We start from the raw sequence: 21,889 nt of genomic DNA, 5'->3' as shown, positions 1-21,889 counted from the left end.
CCAAGAGTTGTTATGGCCAAATCAGCACTATTTACGGTGCATAAAAATGAGCCCTGCCCGCAGTGTGGAGCAGAGCTTGTTATCCGGTCCGGTAAGCACGGGCCGTTTCTCGGTTGTTCACACTATCCAGACTGTGATTATGTCCGTCCCCTGAAGAATCAGGCGGACGGACATATTGTTAAAGTTCTGGAGGGGCAGCCGTGCCCACAATGTGGCGCGGATCTGGCGTTGCGTCAGGGTCGTTATGGCATGTTTATCGGCTGCAGCCGCTATCCTGAATGTGAGCACACTGAACAGATAGATAAACCCGATGAAACAGCGTTGGCCTGTCCACAATGCGATAGCGGTCATCTTGTTCAACGGCGTTCACGTTACGGTAAGACATTCCACTCCTGCGATCGTTATCCTGAATGTCAGTTCGTCACCAATTTCAAACCGGTGGCGGGGAGCTGTCCTGAGTGCCATTACCCGCTACTTATCGAGAAGAAAACGGCGCAAGGCATGAAGCGTTTTTGCGCCAGTAAACAATGTGGAAAGCCGGTTTCGGCGGATCAAAAAAGTGAATAATAACCTGCAGTCAGGCTCCATCGCGCATGCGGTGGACGTACTGAATAAAGAAGACGTCATCGCTTATCCAACAGAAGCTGTTTTTGGGGTTGGGTGCGATCCCGACAGCGAAATGGCCGTATCGCGCCTGTTAACACTTAAGCAGAGACCGGTTGAAAAAGGCCTGATTCTCATCGCGGCCAGTTTCGAACAGCTTAAACCTTATATTGATGATTCCATGTTGACGTCAGCGCAGCGTGAGGCCATCGATGCCGCATGGCCCGGACCCGTGACCTTTGTGTTTCCCGCGCTGCCAACTACGCCGCGATGGCTGACGGGACGGTTTGATTCACTCGCCGTTCGCGTGACCGACCATCCATTGGTTATCGAACTCTGTAATCGTTTTGGTAAACCGCTGGTCTCAACCAGTGCCAATCTGACGGGATTGCCCCCTTGCCGCACCTCAGAAGAGGTATTAGCGCAGTTTGGTGACGATTTCCCGGTAGTTATCGGTGAAACCGGTGGCCGCCTGAACCCGTCTGAAATTCGTGATGCGTTGACCGGCGAACGTTTTCGCCAGGGGTAATCAGATGGAAGCGTACGCCGTTTTTGGTAATCCAATTGCTCACAGCAAGTCGCCGTTTATTCATCAGCAATTTGCGCAGCAGCTGCGCATTGAGCACCCTTATGGCCGTGTGCTTGCACCTGTCGATGCCTTTGTAGCAACGCTGGACAGCTTCTTTGCTGGTGGCGGAAAAGGAGCGAATGTCACTGTGCCTTTTAAAGAAGAGGCATTTGAACGCGCCGATGAGTTAACGGAACGCGCGGCCCTTGCAGGCGCTGTGAATACCCTTAAACGGCTTGAAGATGGTCGGATTCTGGGGGACAACACGGACGGCATTGGCTTGTTAAGCGATCTGGAACGACTGTCATTTATCAAACCTGGCGCGCGTATTCTGTTGATCGGTGCGGGGGGGGCGTCGCGGGGCGTGATTCTGCCGCTACTCTCTCTGGATTGCGCCGTGACCATTACGAATCGTACTTATTCCCGTGCAGTAGAGCTGGCCACCCTATTTGCCCATACCGGGAGTATTCATGCAGTAGCTCTGGACGCGCTGAGCGGCCATGAATTTGATCTGATTATTAATGCGACCTCCAGTGGTATAGCCGGTGACGTTCCCGCTATACCCTCTTCATTAGTTAACGCCCAGGTTCACTGCTATGACATGTTCTACCAAAAAGGCAAAACGCCTTTTCTGAACTGGTGTGAACAGCAAGGCGCAAAACATGTTGCTGACGGGCTGGGAATGCTGGTGGGGCAGGCGGCACACGCCGTAATGCTCTGGCATGGTGTATTGCCGGCAGTAGAGCCGGTCATTGAAAAGCTTAAACAGGAGTTGTCGGCATGAACCAGGCGATCCAGTTTCCGGATCGGGAAACGTGGGACGACGAAAAGCGGGCCGTCTGTTTTCCCGCTCTGGTGAATGGTATGCAAATGATGTGTGCGATCGAAGGGACAACGCTGGTTCGTCGTTTTGGCGAAGGCCTTCCGCTCAATATCTTTCGCGAACATCGCTGGGATCTGGAAGAAGAAGCCAGCGATGCGATCCGCGAGGGTGACGAGGACGATCAGGGATGGTTCTGGCTCTCTTGATCCAGATAGTCATTCTTCCATTTAACGTAGTTATTGGCTGAGTACTTCAGACCTTCCTTTTCCGCTTCCGTCAGGGGGCGGATCTGTTTGACCGGGCTTCCTAAATAGAGAAAGCCACTTTCCAGCCGCTTATTTTGCGGAACCAGACTCCCGGCACCAATCATCACCTCATCTTCTATTACTACACCATCCAACAAAATCGATCCCATACCCACCAGAACGCGATTGCCAATCGTGCAGCCGTGCAGCATCACTTTATGGCCGACTGTCACCTCTTCACCGATGACCAGTGGGTTGCCTTCAGGGTTATAAGCCGATTTATGGGTGACATGCAGGACGCTGCCATCCTGGATATTGGTCCGTGCGCCAATAGAGACATAGTTAACATCGCCGCGTATAGCGACCAGGGGCCAGATACTGACGTCGTCGTCCATTCGGACATCGCCAATGACCACACTACTGCTGTCGATCATGACGCGATCGCCTTGTTTAGGGAAAAGATCTTTATAGGGACGGAGTACTGCGGACATATCAACCTCTACTAATGAGCACTATATAGAAGACTGTGAGCCTGTTATTCGGCTTGATCAAGGGAGAATTACGTCATTATTTGAGCGGATCGCGTGGGATTTCAGCGAAAAGAACGAAAAAAGAACAGTCAGCAGAAAAGATCGAAAAAATGCTTGTGCTAAAAACTGGGATCCCTATAATGCGCCTCCATCGACACGGCAGATGTGAATCACTTCACACAAACAGCTGGGTCGGTTGAAGAGAAAAGCGAAAATAAACGCTTGACTCTGAAAGAGGAAAGCGTAATATACGCCACCTCGCAACGGTGAGCGAAAGCCGCGTTGCACTGCTCTTTAACAATTTATCAGACAATCTGTGTGGGCACTCAAAGTGACATGGATTCTTAACGTCGCAAGACGAAAAATGAATACCAAAGTCTCTGAGTGAACATACGTAATTCATTACGAAGTTTAATTCACGAGCATCAAACTTAAATTGAAGAGTTTGATCATGGCTCAGATTGAACGCTGGCGGCAGGCCTAACACATGCAAGTCGAACGGTAGCACAGAGAGCTTGCTCTCGGGTGACGAGTGGCGGACGGGTGAGTAATGTCTGGGAAACTGCCTGATGGAGGGGGATAACTACTGGAAACGGTAGCTAATACCGCATAACGTCGCAAGACCAAAGAGGGGGACCTTCGGGCCTCTTGCCATCAGATGTGCCCAGATGGGATTAGCTAGTAGGTGGGGTAATGGCTCACCTAGGCGACGATCCCTAGCTGGTCTGAGAGGATGACCAGCCACACTGGAACTGAGACACGGTCCAGACTCCTACGGGAGGCAGCAGTGGGGAATATTGCACAATGGGCGCAAGCCTGATGCAGCCATGCCGCGTGTATGAAGAAGGCCTTCGGGTTGTAAAGTACTTTCAGCGAGGAGGAAGGTGTTGAGGTTAATAACCTCAGCAATTGACGTTACTCGCAGAAGAAGCACCGGCTAACTCCGTGCCAGCAGCCGCGGTAATACGGAGGGTGCAAGCGTTAATCGGAATTACTGGGCGTAAAGCGCACGCAGGCGGTCTGTCAAGTCGGATGTGAAATCCCCGGGCTCAACCTGGGAACTGCATTCGAAACTGGCAGGCTAGAGTCTTGTAGAGGGGGGTAGAATTCCAGGTGTAGCGGTGAAATGCGTAGAGATCTGGAGGAATACCGGTGGCGAAGGCGGCCCCCTGGACAAAGACTGACGCTCAGGTGCGAAAGCGTGGGGAGCAAACAGGATTAGATACCCTGGTAGTCCACGCCGTAAACGATGTCGACTTGGAGGTTGTTCCCTTGAGGAGTGGCTTCCGGAGCTAACGCGTTAAGTCGACCGCCTGGGGAGTACGGCCGCAAGGTTAAAACTCAAATGAATTGACGGGGGCCCGCACAAGCGGTGGAGCATGTGGTTTAATTCGATGCAACGCGAAGAACCTTACCTACTCTTGACATCCAGAGAACTTAGCAGAGATGCTTTGGTGCCTTCGGGAACTCTGAGACAGGTGCTGCATGGCTGTCGTCAGCTCGTGTTGTGAAATGTTGGGTTAAGTCCCGCAACGAGCGCAACCCTTATCCTTTGTTGCCAGCGGTCCGGCCGGGAACTCAAAGGAGACTGCCAGTGATAAACTGGAGGAAGGTGGGGATGACGTCAAGTCATCATGGCCCTTACGAGTAGGGCTACACACGTGCTACAATGGCGCATACAAAGAGAAGCGACCTCGCGAGAGCAAGCGGACCTCATAAAGTGCGTCGTAGTCCGGATTGGAGTCTGCAACTCGACTCCATGAAGTCGGAATCGCTAGTAATCGTAGATCAGAATGCTACGGTGAATACGTTCCCGGGCCTTGTACACACCGCCCGTCACACCATGGGAGTGGGTTGCAAAAGAAGTAGGTAGCTTAACCTTCGGGAGGGCGCTTACCACTTTGTGATTCATGACTGGGGTGAAGTCGTAACAAGGTAACCGTAGGGGAACCTGCGGTTGGATCACCTCCTTACCTTAAAGAATCTGCCTTTGCAGTGCTCACACAGATTGTCTGATGAAAAGTAACGAGCAAGACGGCTGCGAAGTCGTGACACATCGTGTCCCCTTCGTCTAGCGGTTAGGACTCCGCCCTTTCACGGCGGCAACAGGGGTTCGAATCCCCTAGGGGACGCCACTTGCTGGGTGTGAGTGAAAGGCACAACCAATCAGTATCTCAAAACTGACTGTTAAGTCATGTTTGAGATATTTGCTCTTTAAAAATCTGGATCAAGCTGAAAATTGAAACGACACACTGTGTCTGCTCTCCGTAATAAGAGCAGATAAGCGGTGTGTTCGAGTCTCTCAAATTTTCGCAATCAGAAGTGAAACATCTTCGGGTTGTGAGGTTAAGCGACTAAGCGTACACGGTGGATGCCTAGGCAGTCAGAGGCGATGAAGGACGTGCTAATCTGCGATAAGCGTCGGTAAGGTGATATGAACCGTTATAACCGACGATTTCCGAATGGGGAAACCCAGTGCAATCCGTTGCACTATCGTTAAGTGAATACATAGCTTAACGAAGCGAACCAGGGGAACTGAAACATCTAAGTACCCTGAGGAAAAGAAATCAACCGAGATTCCCCCAGTAGCGGCGAGCGAACGGGGAGCAGCCCAGAGTCTGAATCAGCATGTGTGTCAGTGGAAGCGTCTGGAAAGTCGCAGGGTACAGGGTGATACTCCCGTACACGAAGATACACCTGCTGTGAACTCGAAGAGTAGGGCGGGACACGTGGTATCCTGTCTGAATATGGGGGGACCATCCTCCAAGGCTAAATACTCCTGACTGACCGATAGTGAACCAGTACCGTGAGGGAAAGGCGAAAAGAACCCCGGCGAGGGGAGTGAAAAAGAACCTGAAACCGTGTACGTACAAGCAGTGGGAGCACCTTCGTGGTGTGACTGCGTACCTTTTGTATAATGGGTCAGCGACTTATATTCTGTAGCAAGGTTAACCGTATAGGGGAGCCGAAGGGAAACCGAGTCTTAACTGGGCGTTAAGTTGCAGGGTATAGACCCGAAACCCGGTGATCTAGCCATGGGCAGGTTGAAGGTTGGGTAACACTAACTGGAGGACCGAACCGACTAATGTTGAAAAATTAGCGGATGACTTGTGGCTGGGGGTGAAAGGCCAATCAAACCGGGAGATAGCTGGTTCTCCCCGAAAGCTATTTAGGTAGCGCCTCGTGAACTCATCTCCGGGGGTAGAGCACTGTTTCGGCTAGGGGGCCATCCCGGCTTACCAACCCGATGCAAACTGCGAATACCGGAGAATGTTATCACGGGAGACACACGGCGGGTGCTAACGTCCGTCGTGAAGAGGGAAACAACCCAGACCGCCAGCTAAGGTCCCAAAGTCATGGTTAAGTGGGAAACGATGTGGGAAGGCACAGACAGCCAGGATGTTGGCTTAGAAGCAGCCATCATTTAAAGAAAGCGTAATAGCTCACTGGTCGAGTCGGCCTGCGCGGAAGATGTAACGGGGCTAAACCATGCACCGAAGCTGCGGCAGCGACACTATGTGTTGTTGGGTAGGGGAGCGTTCTGTAAGCCGTCGAAGGTGGACTGTGAGGTCTGCTGGAGGTATCAGAAGTGCGAATGCTGACATAAGTAACGATAAAGCGGGTGAAAAACCCGCTCGCCGGAAGACCAAGGGTTCCTGTCCAACGTTAATCGGGGCAGGGTGAGTCGACCCCTAAGGCGAGGCCGAAAGGCGTAGTCGATGGGAAACAGGTTAATATTCCTGTACTCGGTGTTACTGCGAAGGGGGGACGGAGAAGGCTATGTTGGCCGGGCGACGGTTGTCCCGGTTTAAGCATGTAGGCGGAGGTTCCAGGTAAATCCGGAACCTTATTCAACGCTGAGGTGTGATGACGAGGCACTACGGTGCTGAAGCAACAAATGCCCTGCTTCCAGGAAAAGCCTCTAAGCATCAGGTAACATCAAATCGTACCCCAAACCGACACAGGTGGTCAGGTAGAGAATACCAAGGCGCTTGAGAGAACTCGGGTGAAGGAACTAGGCAAAATGGTGCCGTAACTTCGGGAGAAGGCACGCTGATGGTAAGTGAAGCGACTTGCTCGTGGAGCTGAAATCAGTCGAAGATACCAGCTGGCTGCAACTGTTTATTAAAAACACAGCACTGTGCAAACACGAAAGTGGACGTATACGGTGTGACGCCTGCCCGGTGCCGGAAGGTTAATTGATGGGGTTAGCGGCAACGCGAAGCTCTTGATCGAAGCCCCGGTAAACGGCGGCCGTAACTATAACGGTCCTAAGGTAGCGAAATTCCTTGTCGGGTAAGTTCCGACCTGCACGAATGGCGTAATGATGGCCAGGCTGTCTCCACCCGAGACTCAGTGAAATTGAAATCGCTGTGAAGATGCAGTGTACCCGCGGCAAGACGGAAAGACCCCGTGAACCTTTACTATAGCTTGACACTGAACACTGGTCCTTGATGTGTAGGATAGGTGGGAGGCTTTGAAGCGTGGACGCCAGTCTGCGTGGAGCCAACCTTGAAATACCACCCTTTAATGGCTGGTGTTCTAACGTGGACCCGTAATCCGGGTTGCGGACAGTGTCTGGTGGGTAGTTTGACTGGGGCGGTCTCCTCCTAAAGAGTAACGGAGGAGCACGAAGGTTAGCTAATCCTGGTCGGACATCAGGAGGTTAGTGCAATGGCATAAGCTAGCTTGACTGCGAGAGTGACGGCTCGAGCAGGTGCGAAAGCAGGTCATAGTGATCCGGTGGTTCTGTATGGAAGGGCCATCGCTCAACGGATAAAAGGTACTCCGGGGATAACAGGCTGATACCGCCCAAGAGTTCATATCGACGGCGGTGTTTGGCACCTCGATGTCGGCTCATCACATCCTGGGGCTGAAGTAGGTCCCAAGGGTACGGCTGTTCGCCGTTTAAAGTGGTACGCGAGCTGGGTTTAGAACGTCGTGAGACAGTTCGGTCCCTATCTGCCGTGGGCGCTGGAGAATTGAGGGGGGCTGCTCCTAGTACGAGAGGACCGGAGTGGACGCATCACTGGTGTTCGGGTTGTCATGCCAATGGCACTGCCCGGTAGCTAAATGCGGAAAAGATAAGTGCTGAAAGCATCTAAGCACGAAACTTGCCCCGAGATGAGTTCTCCCTGACCCTTTAAGGGTCCTGAAGGAACGTTGAAGACGACGACGTTGATAGGTCGGGTGTGTAAGCGCAGCGATGCGTTGAGCTAACCGATACTAATGAACCGTGAGGCTTAACCTTACAACGCCGAAGCTGTTTCGGCGGACTTGAGAAGACGATTTTCAGCTGATACAGATTACTCATCACGCCTGAGGGCGGGGTGAACAACAGAATTTGCCTGGCGGCTGTAGCGCGGTGGTCCCACCTGACCCCATGCCGAACTCAGAAGTGAAACGCCGTAGCGCCGATGGTAGTGTGGGGTCTCCCCATGCGAGAGTAGGGAACTGCCAGGCATCAAATTAAGTGTGCTGATATGGCTCAGTTGGTAGAGCGCACCCTTGGTAAGGGTGAGGTCCCCAGTTCGACTCTGGGTATCAGCACCAGTTTTTAGGTTAAAGTTCGGCGCGTAGAAAAGAATTTGTCTGGCGGCTGTAGCGCGGTGGTCCCACCTGACCCCATGCCGAACTCAGAAGTGAAACGCCGTAGCGCCGATGGTAGTGTGGGGTCTCCCCATGCGAGAGTAGGGAACTGCCAGACATCAAATAAGTGAAAAGGCCATCCGCAAGGATGGCCTTTTTGCGTTTGCGCGGCCATAAAAATGCTCGACCCGGCGCGCAAAGCGCCACCGGGCAGGGTAATTATTAGTGAATAACCTGCGATAAGAACGCGCGCGTACGCTCTGATTTTGGGTGGGAGAAGAACTCTTCCGGCGCTGCTTGCTCGACGATTTCCCCGCGATCCATAAAGATCACCCGATCCGCGACGGTTCTGGCGAAACCCATCTCATGCGTCACACACAGCATCGTCATGCCCGATTCAGCCAGCCCTATCATGGTATCCAGAACCTCTTTTACCATCTCCGGATCCAGCGCTGAGGTCGGCTCATCGAACAGCATGATTTTAGGTTTCATGCATAAAGAGCGGGCGATTGCCACGCGCTGTTGCTGTCCACCCGAGATCTGCCCCGGAAACTTATGCGCATGTTCTGCAATGCGCACGCGTTCCAGATAGTGCATGGCCAGCGCCTCGGCTTCCTTTTTCGGCATTTTGCGCACCCAGATCGGGGCCAGAGTGCAGTTTTGCAGAACGGTCAGATGGGGAAACAGATTGAAATGCTGGAAGACCATGCCGACTTCCTGGCGGACACGCTCCACGTTACGGATGTCATCGTTTAGCTCAATACCATCAACAACAATCCGTCCCTGCTGATGCTCTTCCAGATGGTTAATACAGCGGATAGTCGTGGATTTACCCGAGCCTGAAGGCCCACAAAGAACAATACGCTCGCCCTGTTTCACCTTCAGGTTAATGTCTTTCAAGACATGAAATTGTCCGTACCACTTATTCACATTATCCAGCGTAATCATCGCGTCAGCGGGGGTCATAGTTATCTGGCTCATAGGTTCCTCAGTGCGGTGTACGCCCGGTGTTAAAGCGCTTTTCCAGATGCTGGCTGTAGCGCGACATGCTAAAACAGAAAATCCAGTAGATAAGCGCAGCAAAAACATAGCCTTCGGTCGACATGCCCAGCCACGCCGGGTCGACGGTAGCCTGCTGCACGCTACTGAAAAGATCGAATAATCCAATGATGATCACCAGACTGGTATCTTTGAACAGCGCGATAATAGTGTTCACCAGTCCGGGGATCACCAGCTTCAGTGCCTGCGGCAGGATCACTAATCCCTGCGTTTTCCAGTACCCCAGCGCCAGCGATTCGGCGGCTTCGTACTGGCCTTTGGGCAGCGCCTGCAGCCCGCCGCGTACGACCTCAGCCACATAGGCAGACTGGAACAGAATGACGCCAACCAGGGCGCGGATCAGTTTGTCGATGGTGGTGCCCTCCGCCATAAACAGCGGCAGCATTACCGACGACATAAACAGCACGGTGATCAGCGGAACGCCGCGCCAGAACTCGATAAAAATCACCGAGAGGACGCGTACGACCGGCATGGTTGAGCGGCGGCCCAGGGCCAGTAAAATGCCTAAAGGCAATGCGCCGGCGATCCCGACCGAGGCGATGATCAGCGTCAGCGTCAAGCCACCCCACTGCCGGGTTTCCACCCGCTCCAGTCCCTGCATCCCGCCATACAGCAGGAACCAGACGATAAGCGGATAGACCACCGCCCAGCAGGCGATGTACCGTCCCCGCTGCGGCATCCCTTTCCAGAACATCGGGATGATGGAGAGTAGCCCGACGAGCAGCGCAAGATTGATGCGCCAGCGCTGGTCGTGAGGGTAGAGCCCATACATGAACTGGCCGAAACGCTGATGAATAAAGACCCAGCAGGCTCCCTCTTTCGTACAGTCGGCACGGGTAGTGCCGATCCAGTTAGCCTGCAAAAACGCCCAATTGAGCAGCGGCGGGATCAGCTCCCACATCAGCCAGAAGCAGAGCAGCGTGAGTAAGCTGTTACTCCAGCTGGAGAACAGATTTTTACGTGCCCAGAGAATAATGCGTCCGTTGCCGGTAGTGGCCGGACGCACAGGGTGAGACAAGACGGCTTTTGTCATCATGGTTCCTTAGCGTTCAACCAGCGCGATGCGACGGTTATAGATATTCATTAACAGGGAAATGGTCAGGCTGATAATCAGGTAGACCGACATGGTGATGGCGATAGTTTCGATGGCCTGGCCCGTCTGATTGAGCACGGTGCCGGCAAACAGGGAAACCATATCGGGATAGCCAATCGCAGCCGCAAGGGACGAGTTTTTCACAATATTGAGATACTGGCTGGTCAGCGGTGGAATGATGACCCGCATGGCCTGAGGGATGATGACCTGACGCAGCGTGACCGGGTTCGGCAGGCCGAGCGAGCGGGCGGCTTCATGCTGACCATGAGGAACGGCCTGGATCCCGGCGCGAATAATCTCTGCGATAAAGGCCGAGGTATAGATCGACAGTGCCAGCGTCAGGGCTGCCAGCTCCGGGATCAATACCATGCCGCCGCGGAAGTTAAACCCCTGCAACGTCGGAATATCCCAGTGCATCGCCGGGCCCGCAATGATATGTGCCAGCCCCGACAGGATCACCAGCAAGGCCAGCGTGACGGGCCAGGTGCGTCGCAGCTGTCCGGTTTTCATCTGATGCTTGCGGTTGTAGCGAAACAGCCCGATGGTAATCACTGCGACACAGGCCAGAGCCGCCAGCAGCGCCAGCATCCCTTCGGCAATCTGCGGCGCCGGGATATACAAACCACGATTGCTTAAAAAGGCCAGATCAAACGCATCCACCGCCTGACGTGGCCCGGGCAGGTTGCGCAGGACGGCGAAATACCAGAAGAAGATCTGCAGCAGCGGCGGAATATTACGGAAGGTCTCGATATACAACGTGGAGAGCTTACGCAGCAGCCAGTTATCAGACAGGCGTGCGAGACCGAGGAAAAAGCCCAGCAGAGAGGCAAAGACAATGCATAATCCGGAGACCAGCAGAGTATTCATCAGGCCGACCAGGAAGACGCGACCGTAGGTATCTCCTTCATCGTAATCAATTAAATGCTGAACAATGCCAAATCCCGCATTGCGTTCAAGGAAGGCAAAGCCCGAAGTAATGCCGCGTGTACTCAGGTTGGTAACGGTGTTGTGGAACAAGTAGATCGCGACGGCCAGGACAGCGAGAACAGCGAGGATCTGAAACAGCCAGGCGCGAACCGCAGGATTAGAAAAGGAGAGGGCTCCTTTCAGGGCTAAGCGGCGATGGGACATAAAAAACCTCGGGTAACCATGACTCTGGACTGGGCACCGCACCGGCAGTGCCCGTTACAGCAAGCTGCTTAGCGTACTGGCGGAGCGTACTGAATGCCGCCATTGTTCCAGAGGTTGTTCTGACCACGGCTGATCTTCAACGCGCTTTCAGAGCCAACGTTACGCTCGAAGATTTCAGCGTAGTTACCCACCTTTTTAATGATGTTGTACGCCCATTTGTTATCCAGCTTCAGATCCTTGCCGTAATCACCCTCTTTACCTAACAGGTGAGCCATATCCGGCGTGGATGGATTGGCGGCTTTCTCATCGACGTTCTTCGAGTTGATACCCATCTCTTCGGCGTTGAGCATGGCGAACAGCGTCCAGCGCACCACGGCGTTCCACTCATCATCCCCACGGCGCACTACCGGGCCCAGCGGCTCTTTAGAGATCACCTCTGGCAGAACGATAAATTCAGCCGGATTACTCAGCTTGATCCGCAGCGCGTACAGCTGGGACTGATCCGATGCCAGGGTGTCACAGCGGCCCGATTCCAGCGCTTTGGCCGATTCGTCAGAGCGATCGAAGGTCACCGGCGTATATTTCATGTTATTGGCTTTGAAATAATCGGCGACGTTCAGTTCGGTGTCGGTACCCGCCTGAATACAGACCGTCGCGCCATCCAGCTCTTTTGCACTCTTCAGGCCCGCTTTATTGTGCGTCAGGAATCCAATACCGTCGTAATAGGTCACGCCGGTGAAGGACATGCCCATGCCGGCATCACGTGACGAGGTCCAGGTGGTATTACGTGAAAGCAAATCCACTTCGCCAGATTGCAGGGCGGTAAAACGCTCTTTCGCCGTCAGTGGGGTGTATTTCACCTTGGTATCGTCACCTAATACCGCGGCAGCAACGCCACGGCACACGTCGACATCGATACCGGAGAATTTACCGTTGGCATCTGCGTAGGAGAAACCTGGCAGGCCGTCGCTGATCCCACATTGCACAAAACCTTTCTGCTTAACGGCATCCAGCGTGGCACCCGCCTGAGCCTGGCCGGCGATCGCAAGAAGCACACCTGCAGCGGTGAGGCTGGCCATCATCATCTTTTTCATAATGCATCCTGTGTGGCGAAAATTATCGTTATAGTGAAGCGTTTATAAACGCTTTAACCTGTCTGTGGCTGTGGCCGACGTTAATAAAGCAAACGTGATGCCAGTTTTTGCATTCAACGTAATAAACGATTACGCAACGCGTAAAGCTGAGTGTAGACAGTGATAATTAAATCGAGCGCCCTGAAATGGTGCGAAATTACAACCTGCGCCACAAATCAGAGCAAAAGTCTGATTAAGAAACGGATGAATAGAGGGAGAGTTTATGCCGTGAATATTGTAAGTCAGCAAGGTGTGAATAACGTCACGTCGCCACATTGAAAAGAATATAAAAAAGCAAAAAGATGTGAGCAGATTCAGATTTAATTATTAACCTAAATCGGGAAAGCAAAAGCGCGAACGAATTCGCGCTTTGTGGATTACTTGGACACGGCAATGATGCCCAGCGTCAGACCTGCAACGGCTGCTGCGCCACCGGCGATGGCCCCTGCAGTTTCCCAGTTATCCTGCGTGGTGCCTTTCATACAGGTATTGGTATGAACCAGTCGGCCCTGATCGTCGTATGTCGGCACGCACGGAGAGTCATGCGCGCAACCCGCAAGTAGCGCGGTAAGGAGTGCAACCGAAATGAGTCTTTTCATGGTGTTACCTCAAAATGAAATCTAACTTTGCGATATAGTCAGTACGGTCTTCTGCAAAGCTGATGGTTATATTACCACCGCTTAAAAACAGCCATGAAGAGTGAATAATCTCAAATTATTTGGATTGTAAAAAAGATGGAGAAATCTCTCTTTCTGCACGCCAATAATGGAGAGATTAGGGAGGCGAATTGATTAAGTGTGCAAGCTAAAAATCGCAAGCAAACAATTCATTGGCGCGCTAATTAATAAGTTAAATAAATGGATAAGAATAAATTTCCGTTTATTATCATCAGTAAAGGCGCCGAAGCGCCTTTATCTATTACTCTTCGTGATGACGCGTAAAGCGTCTGCGTACCACGACAAAGAAGACCGGCACGAAGAAGATGGCCAGCAGGGTGGCCGAAAGCATGCCGCCCATCACTCCGGTGCCTACAGCATTTTGTGCACCACTGCCTGCGCCGTGACTGATGACCAGCGGCATCACGCCAAGAATAAACGCCAGCGAGGTCATCAGAATCGGACGCAGGCGCATGCGCGCTGCCTCGAGGGTGGCTTCAACAATCCCTTTCCCCTCTTTCTCCATCAGGTCCTTGGCAAATTCGACAATCAGAATGGCGTTCTTTGCCGACAGGCCGATGGTGGTGAGCAGCCCCACCTGGAAATAGACATCGTTGTTCAGCCCCCGCAGGGAGGCGGCCAGCAGGGCACCGACCACCCCTAACGGCACCACCAGCATCACCGAGAACGGAATCGACCAGCTTTCATAGAGTGCCGCCAGGCAGAGGAACACGACCACCAGTGAGATGGCATACAGGGCAGGGGCCTGGTTGCCTGACAGTCGCTCCTGGTATGACATGCCCGTCCAGTCGAAACCAATACCCGTCGGGAGTTTCGCCGCCAGCTGCTCCATTAACACCATCGCTTCACCGGTACTTTTCCCTGGGGCGGCCTCGCCGAGGATCTCCATAGAGGGGGTGCCGTTATAGCGTTCGAGGCGCGGTGAACCATAGATCCAGTGCGACTCGCTGAACGCTGAAAGCGGCACCATTTCACCGTTGGCGCTGCGCACGTACAGGCGATTGATATCCTCGGGCAGCATCCTGAAGCGCGCATCCGCCTGGACATAGACTTTCTTCACCCGGCCACGGTCAATGTAGTCGTTGACGTAGGTGCCCCCCAGGGCGGTGGAGATGGTCTGGTTGATGTCCGACACGCTGACGCCCAGCGCCTGGGCTTTTTCCTGATCGATATCCAGCTTGAACTGCGGGGTATCCTCCAGACCATTAGGCCGCACGCGAACCAGCAGATCGGAATGGGCTTTGATCATGCCCAACAGCTGGTTTCGGGCCTGCGTCAGCTGGTTGTGGCCCAGGTTGGCCTGGTCGATCAGCTCAAAATCGAAGCCTGTTGCGGTACCCAGCTCGATAATGGCGGGCAGGTTAAACGGGAACACCAGCCCATCTTTGATCTGGCTGAAGGCCCGGGTGGCACGGCTGACGATAGCCCCCACGCTGTTAGCGGCACCGATGCGCTCCTCCCAGGGTTTAAGGCTGATAAACGCCACCCCGGCATTTTGCCCCTGGCCGCTGAAGCTGAAACCGTTAACGGTAAAGACCGACGCCACGTTGGCTTTTTCCGTGGTGAGATAATAGTGCTCAACCTGATCCAGCACCTGCTGGGTACGGGGTTGTGTGGCACCCGCCGGGAGCTGCACCATGGTCATAAAGACGCCCTGGTCCTCTTCCGGGAGGAACGAGGTTGGCAGACGCAGGAACAGCACCGCCATGCCGCCGACAATCAGGACATAGACCACCAGGTAGCGACCGGTCTTACGCAGAATATGGCTAACGCTGTTGCTGTAGTGCGCCACGCTCCTGTCGAACAGGGCATTGAACCAGCCGAAGAACCCGCTTTTATGCCCATGATCCTCGTCCGGCGCTTTAAGCAGAGTGGCGCACAGCGCCGGGGTCAGGATCAGCGCCACCAGCACGGACAGCGCCATGGCCGAGACAATCGTCAGGGAGAACTGACGGTAAATCGCCCCGGTGGACCCGCCGAAGAAGGCCATCGGGATAAATACCGCCGACAGCACCATAGCGATGCCGACCAGCGCCCCCTGGATCTGCGACATCGATTTCTGCGTCGCCTCTTTGGGCGGTAGCTTCTCCTCCACCATTACGCGCTCGACGTTCTCTACCACCACGATAGCGTCATCCACCAGCAAGCCTATCGCCAGCACCATACCAAACATGGTCAGGGTATTGATGGAGAAGCCAAACGCCGCCAGTACTGCAAAGGTGCCCAGCAATACCACCGGCACGGCGATAGTTGGGATCAGCGTGGCGCGCAAGTTTTGCAGGAACAGGTACATCACCAGGAAGACGAGGATGATGGCTTCAAACAGCGTCTTCACCACTTCATGGATGGAGATCTTCACAAACGGCGTGGTGTCGTAGGGATAGACCACCTTCAGCCCCTGGGGGAAGAAGGCTTGCAGCTGCGCCAGTTTGCTCTTGATCGCCGCGGCGGTATCCAGGGCATTGGCGCCGGTGGCGAGCTTGATCCCCAGCCCGGTCGCCGCCTGGCCGTTGATTTTGGTCACCATATTGTAGTTTTCACCGCCAGGCGCAATCCGGGCCACATCTTTCAGATGCACCATCGACCCGTCCTGATTGACCTTCAGAGTGATGTTGCCAAACTCTTCGGCGGTTTTCAGGCGCGTCTGGGCGATGATCGAGGCGTTGAGCTGCTGTCCCGGCACCGACGGCGTACCGCCCAGCTGACCGGCGGCAATCTGGTTATTCTGGGTTTTAAGCTGATTGATGACATCCAGCGGCGTCAGCTGATAGGCGTTCAGCTTATTGGCATCCAGCCAGATACGCATCGCATACTGGGCACCGAACAGCTGCACATCGCCTACCCCGGAGGTACGGCTGATGGCATCCTTCACGTTAGAGGCGACGTAGTCAGAGATATCGTCCTGGCTCAGGTCTTTATTGTCCGAGACAAAGCCCGCCACCAGCAGGAAGCTGCTGCTCGACTTCTCTACGCCGATCCCCTGCTGCTGCACTTCCTGCGGCAGCAGCGGCATCGCCAGCTGGAGTTTGTTCTGCACCTGCACCTGGGCAATGTCCGGGTCGGTACCCGACTGGAAGGTCAGGGTGATGGTCACGCTGCCCGCCGAATCGCTGGTGGAGGACATATACATCAGGTTATCGATGCCGTTCATGTTCTGCTCGATAACCTGGGTCACCGTATCCTGCACCGTCTGCGCGTCGGCACCAGGGTAGGTCGCGGAGATCGCCACGGCTGGCGGAGCAATGGTGGGATACTGGGCGATCGGCAGCTTGAGGATCGCCAGCCCGCCCGCAATCATCAGGATAATGGCAAGTACCCACGCAAAAACCGGGCGCTGAATAAAGAAGTTGGCCATGCTCTGTTCCTTATCCCGCTTTCTGCGCGGCGGTGTCTGGCGTGGCGACAACCGCGACGCCAGGGCGCACTTTTTGCAGCCCACTGACGATCACCCGATCGCCTTCCTGCAGGCCGTCGGTGATCAGCCATTGATCGCCAATCGCCTGCGGCGCGACGACGTTCCGCGCTTCGGCCTGATTCTTCTCGTTCACCACCATCACGCTGGCTTCACCGCGCGGGGTGCGAGTTACCCCCTGCTGCGGTACCAGGATGGCGTGGGGCTGGGTGCCTTCATCAATACGCGCCCGGACAAACATACCCGGCAGCAGGACATGTTGCGGGTTAGGGAAGATCGCCCGCAGAGTAATGGAGCCAGTGCTCTCGTCCACCGTGACATCGGAAAATTGCAGCGAGCCTTTCAGCGGGTACGGCTGACCGTTCTCCATCAGCAGCTGCACGCTGCTGGTACTTTCGCCCGTCTGCAGGCTGGATTGCTTCAGGCGCATAAAATCGTTGCTGGATTGGGTCACATCGACATAGATCGGATCCAGCTGCTGCACCGTCGCCAGTGCTGACGCCTGGCCGTTCGCCACCAGCGCCCCCTCGGTGACGCTGGATTTGCCGATGCGCCCGCTGATAGGTGAGGTCACTTTGGTGTAGGCCAGATTAATGCGCGCGGTCTCAACATCTGCCTGGGCTGCAATCACCGACGCATCGGCCTGACGGGCGGTAGCAACGGACTGATCGTACTCCTGCTTACTGACGTACTGGGTGCCCATCAGCGGTAAATAGCGTTTTACGGTCAGGTGGGCGATGTTGGCAGCGGCCTGGGCTTTGGCCAGCTCCCCTGACGCGCTGTCAAAGGCCGCCTGATAAGTGGCCGGATCGATCTGATACAGCGATTCCCCCGCTTTGACGTCGCTGCCCTCGGTGAAGTTGCGCTTCAGAACAATGCCGCTCACCTGAGGGCGAACCTCTGCAACGCGATACGCATCGGTACGGCCCGGCAGTTCGGTGGTGACGACCAGCGGTGCGCTTTTCACCACATGAACCACAACCTGTGGTGATGGCGGCTGCTGGGCTTGCTCGCTGTGATCATCACAACCCACGAGTAATGCGGCACCGATGATAAAACCGGATAAGGGTAAAAACCTGAAATGAGGCGTCATGGCTATTCCTTCAAAATCATCAACCCGCATTAACCGACAGCGGTTAAGCGTTAAGGAGAGGTAAACAGAAAACGGCGGGCGCCATAATAAAGAATGGCCGGGCGGGTTTTTGATTTATAAGTGCGAAGAAAGAATCGAAGAGAAAAAAAACGAGGCTGAATGTGATTAAACAACGGGATAGCATTCCCGAATATCTATTTCACGGCATTATGCTTTAGACATACATATGTGTTTAATGAATAAAGTGATGTTGAAACATCATTGAGATTAATAAATTAAGCGTGTTGACGTTTTTTGTTCAAAATTATTTTTTGCAGTAATAGATAATTGACGACCTGACAATTATCACTGTTGTTTGATAAATGTAATTAATCCGTTAAAAGAGTGACTCCCTATGGCGCGTAAAACGAAGGCCGAGGCGCAGAAGACACGCCAGCTGTTGATTGAGGCAGCGATAGAGCAGTTTGCCGCACGGGGTGTGGCAAGTACCACGCTGACCGATATTGCTGATGCCGCGGGTCTGTCCCGGGGGGCCGTTTACTGGCATTTCAGCAGTAAGGCTGAGATATTTAATGCTATCTGGCAGGAGCAATGTCCGCTACGGGAGATTATTCGCGGTCTGTTGTCGCAGGGAGAAGAGGACAAGCCGTTATTTATTTTACGTGAACTGTTTGTTACCGCGTTGCAATATATTGCCCGGGATCGCCGCCAGCGTACGCTATTGCAGATCCTCTATCACAAATGTGAATTTGAACCGGGCATGATTTCAGAATATGAAATTCGGGAGAGGATCGGCTTCAACTATGAAAACGTTCGTCAGATCCTGCAGAGATGCATTGCGACAGGCGCTATTTCCGCGCAGATCAATATCGACACGACCTTAATTGTTTTCCATGGCTTTTTTTGTGGATTGATTAAAAACTGGTTAATGAGCCCGGAAAGGCTGGACCTGTATCAACAGGCCCCGGAGCTGGTGGATAACATCCTCTCGACGTTACCGCTTGCTCCGGCGCCGCACCGTTTCTACGACGCCGCCTCATAGCGGCATCGGCCCGGTCAGATTTGCTGGGTCAGCATGGCTTGCGGATCCTGACTCATGGCCTTGATGGTCTGCGCCGAAACCGGTTTACCCAGCAGATAACCTTGTAAAGTGTTACACCCGAGCCTGGTCAAAAACGCCTGCTGCTCCTGCGTTTCCACCCCTTCTGCTACCACCTTAAGATTGAGGGTCTTTGCCAGCGCAACAATGGCGGCAACAATAGTGGCATCGTCCCCCTCGCCCTTGAGATCTTTAACAAACGCCCGATCGATCTTCAGCTCACAGGCTGGCAGCTTTTTCAGGTACAGCAGGCTGGAATAGCCCGTACCAAAATCATCGATGGAGGCTTTCACCCCCGCCTGCGTCAGTTCGGTCAGCACCCGCACGCTCTCATCCGGATTATTCATGGCCGTCGTTTCGGTCACTTCCAGGATCAGGGTGTGGGGCGGAATGTGATGTCGCGCCAGGCTACTCATCACCGTCTCAACCAGCAGGGGTTGCTCAAACTGCAGCGTGGAGAGATTCACCGCCATCGACCACTCGGTATGCCCTTCAAGATGCCAGACGCGGAGCTGGCGGCAGGCCTCATCAATCACCCAGTTGCCGATAGGAATGATCAGCCCGCTTTTTTCCGCCAGCGGCAGGAACTGGTCAGGGCAGAGTAGCCCCTGGGAAGGGTGCTGCCAGCGCAGCAGGGCCTCAAAGCCGACGATAGGGCCCACCGGGGCCTGGAACTTCGGCTGATAAACCAGATGCAGTTCCTGTCGATCCAGCGCCAGCCACAGATCGTTCATCAGCTGCAGCTGTTTTTGCGCCAGGGTGTTCATCGACGGCTGGAAGAAATGGTAGCCGTTACGCCCCATATGCTTGGTGTGGTACATCGCCGCATCGGCGTTAAACATCAGCTCCCGCTGATTTTTGCCATCGTGCGGATAGATAGCAATCCCCACGCTGAGGGTCACCACCAGATCGTACAGCTCAAGGCTGAAGGGCTGGTCGATCACATGCACCAGCGCGCTGGCCAGTGAAGCGGCATCGTTGGGGGTATCGATCTCGGCCAGCAGCACAAACTCGTCGCCGCCAATACGGGCGAGGGTGTACTGACCTTTCAGCGGTTGTTCCAGACGTTCCGTCACGGCAATCAGCAGCTTATCGCCGGTGTCATGCCCGTAGGCATCGTTGACGGCTTTGAAGCCGTCCAGATCCATAAACAACAGCGCGAATAACTTTCCTTCACGATCGGCTTTGTTGATCGCCTGATCGAGACGGTCCTCCAGCAGCACGCGGTTTGGCAAGCGCGTCAGCGTGTCGTGCAGCGCCAACTGCGCCAGCTCACGGTTCGCTTCCGCCAGCGACGAGGCCAGAAGGGCGGTGCGGGCCTGCAGCCTGGCGTCAAACATCGAGACCAGCAGCGTAATGCCAAGAATAGAGAGCGCCACGACGCTCACCAGTACCGCCAGCCAGCTGCCGTTCACCCCCTGATGGTGCATATGGACCTGAACCGGGAACTGGGCGGCCTTCATCCCGGTATAGTGCATGCCGGCAATCGCCATGCCCATCAGTACGGCGGCACCCGCGCGCATCAGCGCAACCTGGGCGGCGTCGCGACGAAGACGAAACGTGAGCCACAGAGCGGCCAGCGAGGCGAGCAGGGCGATCACCACCGACAGCGCAACCCAGCGCATATCCCAGACGATAGCGGGCTCAACCTGTAATGCCGCCATCCCGGTGTAGTGCATCGCGACAATCCCGCTGCCCAGAATCACGGCACCGGTGAACAGGCGACGCCTGCGCAGGTGATCCCGGCTTACCAGCCAGAGGGCGAACAGCGAGGCGCCGATGGCAATGAACATCGACAGAGCCGTTTGCATCAGGTCGTAGTTCAGGCGCATGGAGACATCCATCGCCAGCATGCCGATAAAGTGCATGGCCCAGATGCCGATGCCCATGGCAATACCGCCGCCCGTCAGCCAGACGCGTGCCGCGATGCCCGTACTGCCGACAACCCGGCCTGCCATATTCAGGGCGGTGTAGGAGGCAAGAATGGCGACAACAAAAGAGATAACCACAAGAAGTTGGTCGTATTGGCTAACCAGCATGATCTCATCAACTCAAACGCAGGGGGTATTACGTGATACCGGATGTGACGGGCTGAGACATTATCATCCAACAGAGATGCCTCAAAGGCTTTTAAGTCCGCACATTTTTCGAGGGAAAGTAAGGGTTTAATCCAGATCCGCGCAGTTGATCAGCTTGAGTGGATTCACCGAGTTCATGTTGCGGCATTTGTCCGTTTCCGTAGACATCAACTCGATCCACTGCATTAACAGTGCATCAAAAAGGAAAGCGCTAATCGCGAAGACGACTAACCACCCATACTTACGGATCATTCGGAGTTCCGGGAACAAAGGAAAAGAGTGCAGGAAATATACACGAAAAATAGCGGCTGAGAAGTGGGCAGACGGATGTTTACGTTTCGGCTGTTAGCGGTGTGATGAGGGGAGCAAAAGGCGGGAAAAGCGGGCATAAAAAAAGGCGCGTCCCCATGCCGGTTTGCGCCTTTTTATACAAGCATTTAGCTAATCGAAATTAGTTCATGCCGTACTTTTTCAATTTCTTACGCAGCGTACCACGGTTGATGCCCATCATCAGGGCAGCACGGGTCTGGTTACCGCGGGTGTATTGCATCACCATGTCCAACAGGGGCTGTTCAACTTCAGCCAGTACCAGCTCATACAGGTCATTAACGTCCTGACCGTTCAGTTGAGCAAAATAGTTCTTCAGTGCCTGTTTAACCGAGTCACGCAGGGGCTTTTGTGTTACTTGATCCTGAGAGTTAACGGTGGAAACGGTCAGTACGTCAGAATTTACGCGTTGTTCGAACATAGTTCTGT

Annotated in this window: 16 protein-coding genes, 2 tRNA genes and 4 rRNA genes; 11 read left to right on the top strand and 11 right to left on the bottom strand. The window is 54.2% G+C overall.

Annotation, left to right across the window (positions count from 1 at the left end; translation table 11 throughout):
• The first annotated feature begins 12 nt into the window (after positions 1-12).
• The 4 genes from G7090_RS21250 to G7090_RS21235 are packed head-to-tail and all read left to right on the top strand — an operon-like array spanning position 13 to position 2,200.
• Positions 13-567, top strand: a complete 555-nt coding sequence (locus G7090_RS21250) for a type I DNA topoisomerase (protein ID WP_106996067.1) — start codon at positions 13-15, stop codon at positions 565-567.
• Entirely contained in the window at positions 560-1,132 is a 573-nt protein-coding gene (gene tsaC / locus G7090_RS21245) for an L-threonylcarbamoyladenylate synthase type 1 TsaC (RefSeq protein ID WP_106996066.1), read from the top strand. Before G7090_RS21250 ends, tsaC begins: the two co-directional genes overlap by 8 nt.
• A 4-nt stretch (positions 1,133-1,136) precedes the next feature.
• On the top strand, positions 1,137-1,955 hold the full coding sequence (gene aroE / locus G7090_RS21240; protein WP_166184313.1) for a shikimate dehydrogenase: 819 nt from the start codon (positions 1,137-1,139) through the stop codon (positions 1,953-1,955).
• A complete protein-coding gene (locus tag G7090_RS21235) occupies positions 1,952-2,200 on the top strand; it encodes a DUF1488 domain-containing protein (protein ID WP_166184311.1) in 249 nt (82 codons plus the stop codon). Before aroE ends, G7090_RS21235 begins: the two co-directional genes overlap by 4 nt.
• Here G7090_RS21235 and G7090_RS21230 read toward each other — a convergent pair.
• A complete protein-coding gene (locus G7090_RS21230; RefSeq protein WP_106996063.1) occupies positions 2,176-2,730 on the bottom strand; it encodes a gamma carbonic anhydrase family protein in 555 nt (184 codons plus the stop codon). The two genes, G7090_RS21235 and G7090_RS21230, sit on opposite strands and share 25 nt — an antisense overlap.
• Positions 2,731-3,202: 472 nt before the next feature.
• On the opposite strand from G7090_RS21230, the gene G7090_RS21225 reads away from it, so the two are divergent.
• From G7090_RS21225 to rrf (G7090_RS21200), 6 genes are all read left to right on the top strand, one after another.
• Positions 3,203-4,742: ribosomal RNA gene (locus tag G7090_RS21225) — 16S ribosomal RNA — on the top strand.
• 87 nt (positions 4,743-4,829) lie between these two features.
• Positions 4,830-4,904, top strand: a tRNA-Glu gene (locus G7090_RS21220).
• Positions 4,905-5,113: 209 nt separating this feature from the next.
• Positions 5,114-8,020: ribosomal RNA gene (locus tag G7090_RS21215) — 23S ribosomal RNA — on the top strand.
• Positions 8,021-8,116: 96 nt separating this feature from the next.
• Positions 8,117-8,232, top strand: a 5S ribosomal RNA gene (rrf, locus tag G7090_RS21210).
• Positions 8,233-8,246: 14 nt separating this feature from the next.
• Positions 8,247-8,322, top strand: a tRNA-Thr gene (locus tag G7090_RS21205).
• Positions 8,323-8,360: 38 nt separating this feature from the next.
• A 5S ribosomal RNA gene (rrf, locus tag G7090_RS21200) occupies positions 8,361-8,476 on the top strand.
• The 16S, 23S and 5S rRNA genes sit together here with 2 tRNA genes alongside, the layout of an rRNA operon.
• Positions 8,477-8,580: 104 nt before the next feature.
• Here rrf (G7090_RS21200) and G7090_RS21195 read toward each other — a convergent pair.
• From G7090_RS21195 to G7090_RS21165, 7 genes are all read right to left on the bottom strand, one after another.
• The gene (locus tag G7090_RS21195; protein ID WP_106994893.1) at positions 8,581-9,339 is read right to left on the bottom strand and encodes an amino acid ABC transporter ATP-binding protein; all 759 of its coding nucleotides are present in this window, start codon (positions 9,337-9,339) and stop codon (positions 8,581-8,583) included.
• 7 nt (positions 9,340-9,346) lie between these two features.
• Positions 9,347-10,450, bottom strand: a complete 1,104-nt coding sequence (locus G7090_RS21190) for an amino acid ABC transporter permease (RefSeq protein WP_166185499.1) — start codon at positions 10,448-10,450, stop codon at positions 9,347-9,349.
• A gap of 9 nt (positions 10,451-10,459) precedes the next feature.
• Complete coding sequence (locus tag G7090_RS21185; protein ID WP_166184308.1) at positions 10,460-11,641, bottom strand: amino acid ABC transporter permease; 1,182 nt, start codon at positions 11,639-11,641, stop codon at positions 10,460-10,462.
• Between the two features lie 68 nt (positions 11,642-11,709).
• The gene (locus G7090_RS21180) at positions 11,710-12,735 is read right to left on the bottom strand and encodes an amino acid ABC transporter substrate-binding protein (RefSeq protein ID WP_166184306.1); all 1,026 of its coding nucleotides are present in this window, start codon (positions 12,733-12,735) and stop codon (positions 11,710-11,712) included.
• A 416-nt stretch (positions 12,736-13,151) separates the two neighbouring features.
• Positions 13,152-13,373, bottom strand: coding sequence for a lipoprotein (locus tag G7090_RS21175; RefSeq protein ID WP_106994889.1), 222 nt, complete (start codon positions 13,371-13,373; stop codon positions 13,152-13,154).
• A 319-nt stretch (positions 13,374-13,692) separates the two neighbouring features.
• Entirely contained in the window at positions 13,693-16,806 is a 3,114-nt protein-coding gene (locus G7090_RS21170; RefSeq protein ID WP_166184304.1) for an efflux RND transporter permease subunit, read from the bottom strand.
• A 10-nt stretch (positions 16,807-16,816) separates the two neighbouring features.
• Complete coding sequence (locus tag G7090_RS21165; protein ID WP_166184302.1) at positions 16,817-17,956, bottom strand: efflux RND transporter periplasmic adaptor subunit; 1,140 nt, start codon at positions 17,954-17,956, stop codon at positions 16,817-16,819.
• 394 nt (positions 17,957-18,350) lie between these two features.
• Here G7090_RS21165 and envR point away from each other — a divergent pair, with 394 nt between their 5' ends.
• Positions 18,351-18,998 (top strand): acrEF/envCD operon transcriptional regulator, encoded by a 648-nt coding sequence (gene envR, locus G7090_RS21160; protein WP_166184299.1) that lies wholly within the window; start codon positions 18,351-18,353, stop codon positions 18,996-18,998.
• 14 nt (positions 18,999-19,012) lie between these two features.
• On the opposite strand, the gene G7090_RS21155 is transcribed toward envR, so the two are convergent.
• The 3 genes from G7090_RS21155 to fis all read right to left on the bottom strand — a co-directional run bounded on the left by G7090_RS21155 (position 19,013) and on the right by fis (position 21,881).
• Positions 19,013-21,094, bottom strand: a complete 2,082-nt coding sequence (locus tag G7090_RS21155) for a bifunctional diguanylate cyclase/phosphodiesterase (RefSeq protein ID WP_166184297.1) — start codon at positions 21,092-21,094, stop codon at positions 19,013-19,015.
• 126 nt (positions 21,095-21,220) lie between these two features.
• On the bottom strand, positions 21,221-21,385 hold the full coding sequence (locus G7090_RS21150) for a DUF2556 family protein (protein WP_166184294.1): 165 nt from the start codon (positions 21,383-21,385) through the stop codon (positions 21,221-21,223).
• Positions 21,386-21,584: 199 nt separating this feature from the next.
• A complete protein-coding gene (fis, locus tag G7090_RS21145) occupies positions 21,585-21,881 on the bottom strand; it encodes a DNA-binding transcriptional regulator Fis (protein WP_000462905.1) in 297 nt (98 codons plus the stop codon).
• Positions 21,882-21,889: the final 8 nt, after the last annotated feature.

The sequence above is a fragment of the Leclercia sp. 29361 genome (genome assembly GCF_011290365.1).
Taxonomy (GTDB): Bacteria; Pseudomonadota; Gammaproteobacteria; order Enterobacterales; family Enterobacteriaceae; genus Enterobacter; species Enterobacter tamurae.
Note: the sequence above shows the minus strand (reverse complement) of the source record. Positions and strands in the feature narration are given on the sequence as shown.

Bases quoted from the DNA above. Each gene is read 5' to 3' on its own strand.
- G7090_RS21170 (WP_166184304.1), bottom strand. From the start codon at position 16,806: ATGGCCAACTTCTTTATTCAGCGCCCGGTTTTTGCGTGGGTACTTGCC.
- G7090_RS21190 (WP_166185499.1), bottom strand. From the start codon at position 10,450: ATGACAAAAGCCGTCTTGTCTCACCCTGTGCGTCCGGCCACTACCGGC.
- G7090_RS21235 (WP_166184311.1), top strand. From the start codon at position 1,952: ATGAACCAGGCGATCCAGTTTCCGGATCGGGAAACGTGGGACGACGAA.
- G7090_RS21155 (WP_166184297.1), bottom strand. From the start codon at position 21,094: ATGCTGGTTAGCCAATACGACCAACTTCTTGTGGTTATCTCTTTTGTT.
- G7090_RS21230 (WP_106996063.1), bottom strand. From the start codon at position 2,730: ATGTCCGCAGTACTCCGTCCCTATAAAGATCTTTTCCCTAAACAAGGC.
- G7090_RS21175 (WP_106994889.1), bottom strand. From the start codon at position 13,373: ATGAAAAGACTCATTTCGGTTGCACTCCTTACCGCGCTACTTGCGGGT.
- G7090_RS21150 (WP_166184294.1), bottom strand. From the start codon at position 21,385: ATGATCCGTAAGTATGGGTGGTTAGTCGTCTTCGCGATTAGCGCTTTC.
- envR (WP_166184299.1), top strand. From the start codon at position 18,351: ATGGCGCGTAAAACGAAGGCCGAGGCGCAGAAGACACGCCAGCTGTTG.
- fis (WP_000462905.1), bottom strand. From the start codon at position 21,881: ATGTTCGAACAACGCGTAAATTCTGACGTACTGACCGTTTCCACCGTT.
- aroE (WP_166184313.1), top strand. From the start codon at position 1,137: ATGGAAGCGTACGCCGTTTTTGGTAATCCAATTGCTCACAGCAAGTCG.
- G7090_RS21185 (WP_166184308.1), bottom strand. From the start codon at position 11,641: ATGTCCCATCGCCGCTTAGCCCTGAAAGGAGCCCTCTCCTTTTCTAAT.
- G7090_RS21180 (WP_166184306.1), bottom strand. From the start codon at position 12,735: ATGAAAAAGATGATGATGGCCAGCCTCACCGCTGCAGGTGTGCTTCTT.
- G7090_RS21195 (WP_106994893.1), bottom strand. From the start codon at position 9,339: ATGAGCCAGATAACTATGACCCCCGCTGACGCGATGATTACGCTGGAT.
- G7090_RS21250 (WP_106996067.1), top strand. From the start codon at position 13: ATGGCCAAATCAGCACTATTTACGGTGCATAAAAATGAGCCCTGCCCG.
- G7090_RS21165 (WP_166184302.1), bottom strand. From the start codon at position 17,956: ATGACGCCTCATTTCAGGTTTTTACCCTTATCCGGTTTTATCATCGGT.